Below are 4,133 nucleotides of genomic sequence, written 5' to 3'. Positions count from 1 at the left end.
CCTCCTAGTCTTTTTATTTTAAAGCCCCAGCAGGAACGCGCCCTGCCAGAGAGTACCTTCACACATTATTCGTCGTTTGAATCTGAAGAGTCGTTTGAATCTGAAGAGTTGTTTGAGTTATCTTCAGAATTTTGTTGCCCATTATCCTCAGCAACAAGTCTACCACGATCACCCAGATAAGACTGGGTAGATTTAACAGACGTGCCCACTACAGTATGCTGGGACAACGCTTCAGCATGGCTTGGCATATTTGCCCCTACAAACACTACAGCCCCTAAAAGAGCCAAAAGCCTTGGTGCAGATACGATAAGGTTTCTCATAACGCTTACCTCCTTTTAAAGATAAAAAAAATATAAAATAGTCAAGTGAAATTGTAATGAAAAAATAAAATTTTTATAAAAATATCAAATTATATTTACTTTACACATTTTATAACCTCCACCGCTACTTATAATCAAAGCCTAACTTTTCTTAGCAAAATAATATTATTTTTAATATCTTGTTTAAAAGCTTGTAGGAAAAAAAATTGGTTTATAATAAGAAGTATGAACATAGATGAACTTGTAATAAACAGCATTAGATTTTTAAGCGTGGATGCAATAGAAAAGGCGAACTCAGGACATCCAGGCATGCCTCTTGGCACAGCTCACATAGGATATATTCTTTTTGATAGGATTTTAAAATACAACCCAGAAAACCCTAAATGGGTAAACAGAGATAGATTTGTATTGTCAAACGGACATGGTTCCATGCTCTTGTATTCCCTTCTATACCTTTACGGATTTGATCTAACCCTTGAAGATATAAAAAACTTTAGACAATTAGGAAGCAAAACGCCAGGGCACCCAGAGAGCTTTCTTACAAAAGGGGTAGAAGCTACCACAGGGCCTCTTGGCCAAGGCATAGCAAACGCCGTAGGCATGGCCATAGAACAAAAACATCTTAGTGCCATATGCAACAAGCTTGATGAACCCATAATAGACTACAAAGTCTTTTGCATGGTAGGAGATGGAGACCTGATGGAAGGTGTATCCTACGAAGCAGCAGCTTTAGCAGGACACCTTTGTCTTGATAATCTATTTATTATCTGGGACAACAATCATATAACCATAGATGGAGATACAAGCTTAGCTTGGAGTGAAGATGTATTAAAGCGCTTCGAAAACGCCGGTTTTACAGTAAGGCACATAGAAGATGGATACAATCTTGGGCTTTTAGAGAACACTATAAGAGAACTTCTAATAAATCAAACAAAACCAGTATTTTTATCTGTGAGAACTCATATAGGTTATAAAAGCGTAAAACAAGACAGCGCCGAAGCACACGGAGCTCCTCTTGGAAAAGAGGCCGTGGCAAAGCTTAGGGAAACTTTAAACTGGCCCTACGAACCTTTCCACATACCCCAAGAAGTGTTGGATTACACAAGAAGAAAGGTAGAAGAAGGTAAAGCCCTAGAGCAAAAATGGCAAGAAAAGTTGTCAAAATACAAAGAAACCCATAAAGATGTCGTAGATATATTGTCAAGAAATATAGATTTAGAAAACGTGATATCCCATATACCAAGGTTTACAGAAGATATGGCTACAAGGCAAGCCTCCGGCAAGGTATTAAATGCAATCGCCCCATATATGCCAACGCTTTTTGGAGGTTCTGCTGACTTACACGAATCAAACAACACCTATATTCACAACGAAGGAGACTTTGAAGCCACAAATTACTACGGAAGAAATATACATTTTGGCATAAGAGAACATGCGATGGGAGCTATAGCCAACGGCATGGCTTACGGAGGCATCATAACCCCATATGCAGCCACGTTTTTGGTATTTTCGGATTACATGAGACCCAGCATAAGAGTAGCTGCTCTTTCAAAATTGCACGTAATATACATATTCACCCACGATTCCATAGGCGTAGGAGAAGACGGACCCACGCATCAACCCGTAGAACATATACCTTCTTTGAGGCTTATACCAAACCTATGGGTAATGCGCCCTTGCGATGCCAACGAGACCGCCTACTGTTGGGAATTAGCCCTAAGAAGAAAAGACGGCCCAGTAGCTCTTATACTATCTCGCCAAAAGCTAAAAACCTTAGATAGAACAAAGTATGCAAAGGAAAATATGGCAAAATACGGGGCATATGTGCTCTCTGGTGCTCCAAATCAAGAATTTACAATAATAGCCTCAGGATCTGAAGTAGGTCTTGCTTTAGCCCTTCAAGACAAGCTCGCTGAAGATGGCATACAGTCTTCTGTAGTAAGCGCTCCTTGTTTAGAGCTTTTTGAAATGCAAGATGAAGCTTATAAAAACGAGGTTATTCCAAAAACCACAAAACATATAGTGATAGAGGCTGCCAAAGGAGACATCTGGTATAAGTATGTAAACAAAGACGCTCTTATAGTATCTATGGAAACCTTTGGCAAATCTGGAAAAGGTCCAGATGTTATGAAGCACTTTGGTTTTGACGAAGACTACATATACCAAAAGGTAAAAGAAAGATGGCTTTAGAAGAAAAATTAAACCTTCACGCAACCACCGTAATAGCCGTTAGAAAAGATGGCAAAACCGCCATAGGAAGCGATGGACAGGTAACGCTTGGTTCACAAATCTTAAAACACGGGGCGAAAAAGATTAGAAGGCTTCACAAAGGGACGGTGCTTGTGGGTTTTGCAGGCGGGGCTGCAGATGGATTGGCGCTCATGGAAAGGCTTGAATCAAAGCTCGATGAACACAGAGGAAACTTAGCAAGAGCATCTGTGGAGCTTGCCAAAGAATGGCGCACAGACAGATACTTAAGAAGGTTGGAAGCGGTATTGATAGCTTGCGACAAGGAAAGCATGTTTTTGCTATCGGGCAACGGAGATGTGATAGAACCGGATGAACCCATCTTAGCCACCGGGTCTGGCGGTGATTTTGCAAGAAGCGCCGCTAAAGCTCTATACTATCACACCGACAAAAGCGCCGAAGACATAGTAAAAATATCTCTTGATATAGCATCAGATATATGCGTTTATACCAACAAGCATTTTAGCATAGAAGTATTGTGAAATGCATAAGCGTAGTTATACCATCCTACAACGCTTCTAAATTTTTACTAAAAGCCATAGACTCTGTGAAAAATCAAACATACCTTCCAAAGGAGCTTATAGTAATAGACGATGGGTCCTCTGACAACACAAAAGAGATTTTAAAAGATATAAAACTACCTTTTGATTTCAGGCTTTTGACAAACGAAAAGAACAAAGGAAGAAGCTATTCAAGAAACTTAGGGGTAAAAGAAAGCGCTTGTGATTTTGTAGCTTTCTTAGACGCAGACGATGTATATTTCCCAAACCACCTTGAAGAGCTATCAAAAAAAGATGAAGATTTGGTTTATTCTATACCAAGGACTTTTATAGATGAAGAAGGCAAAATAATAAGAGTATCAAAAAAGCCTTATAAAGATTTAAAAAGTATGATTCTTGGAGGAATGGTAGGATATCCATCTGGGATCATGGTAAGAAAAGAAAGTTTTCTTGGTTTTAACGAAAACCTTCACCAAAGAGAAGACTGGGAGCTTTTTTTAAGATACTACAAAGAAGGGCTTAGCATAGGACTTATAGACAAAAATACGGTGGGTATAAGAGAACATGGAAAAAGGACAAGCCGGTCAAAAGAGTATTTTTATTATACAATGAAGGTGTACGAGATGCACAAAGATATAGCCGATGCCAATATGTATCTTAGCATATCTGAAACTGCTTTTAGGTTCAAAGAGAAATCTTTAGGTTTTGAGTTTTTAACAAAAGCCCTAAAACAGAATCCAAAAGCTTTAGATATGAGAAGACTTTGGAATATAATAAAAAGAATACCAAAAGTATAGTGAATATTTTTAGGCTTTTAAAACAACAAATTTCTTTTATATTTAAATTAAAAGTTTAGGAGGTTACACCATGGAAGTTATTAAACGTTCGGGCGCAAGAGAAAAGTTGGACCTTTTAAAGATAAGGACAGTCTTAGAAAACGCTTTATCTTTGCTAAAAGAGTGGAAAACCGCAAAAGATGTATCTGCCCAAGATATAGAAGAATGGACAATGGAAGACCTAAATGAAATCAACATAGATGAGATAATGGAAGATATAGAGATAAACC

Annotated in this window: 5 protein-coding genes; 4 read left to right on the top strand and 1 reads right to left on the bottom strand. The window is 38.5% G+C overall.

Translation table 11 applies throughout. The features are described 5' to 3' along the window. Positions 1-65: 65 nt before the first annotated feature. Positions 66-320, bottom strand: a complete 255-nt coding sequence (locus ACP5S8_RS07805) for a hypothetical protein (protein WP_461876388.1) — start codon at positions 318-320, stop codon at positions 66-68. Positions 321-545: 225 nt separating this feature from the next. Between ACP5S8_RS07805 and tkt the strand changes: the two genes are divergently transcribed. The 4 genes from tkt to ACP5S8_RS07785 all read left to right on the top strand — a co-directional run. Next, positions 546-2,510, top strand: coding sequence for a transketolase (tkt, locus tag ACP5S8_RS07800; RefSeq protein WP_461876386.1), 1,965 nt, complete (start codon positions 546-548; stop codon positions 2,508-2,510). Then, complete coding sequence (gene hslV / locus ACP5S8_RS07795; RefSeq protein ID WP_461871193.1) at positions 2,501-3,049, top strand: ATP-dependent protease subunit HslV; 549 nt, start codon at positions 2,501-2,503, stop codon at positions 3,047-3,049. The genes tkt and hslV overlap by 10 nt, the downstream gene beginning before the upstream one ends. After that, entirely contained in the window at positions 3,046-3,864 is an 819-nt protein-coding gene (locus ACP5S8_RS07790) for a glycosyltransferase family 2 protein (RefSeq protein ID WP_461876385.1), read from the top strand. The genes hslV and ACP5S8_RS07790 overlap by 4 nt, the downstream gene beginning before the upstream one ends. Positions 3,865-3,934: 70 nt before the next feature. Further along, the coding region (locus ACP5S8_RS07785) for a hypothetical protein (protein ID WP_461876384.1) at positions 3,935-4,133 on the top strand (199 nt) is incomplete at its 3' end.

Source organism: Hydrogenobaculum sp., assembly GCF_049967395.1.
Classification (GTDB): domain Bacteria; phylum Aquificota; class Aquificia; order Aquificales; family Aquificaceae; genus Hydrogenobaculum.
Note: the sequence above shows the minus strand (reverse complement) of the source record. Positions and strands in the feature narration are given on the sequence as shown.

Excerpts from the sequence above, each read along its gene's own strand:
- ACP5S8_RS07805 (WP_461876388.1), bottom strand. The coding sequence starts at position 320 with ATGAGAAACCTTATCGTATCTGCACCAAGGCTTTTGGCTCTTTTAGGG.
- hslV (WP_461871193.1), top strand. The coding sequence starts at position 2,501 with ATGGCTTTAGAAGAAAAATTAAACCTTCACGCAACCACCGTAATAGCC.
- tkt (WP_461876386.1), top strand. The coding sequence starts at position 546 with ATGAACATAGATGAACTTGTAATAAACAGCATTAGATTTTTAAGCGTG.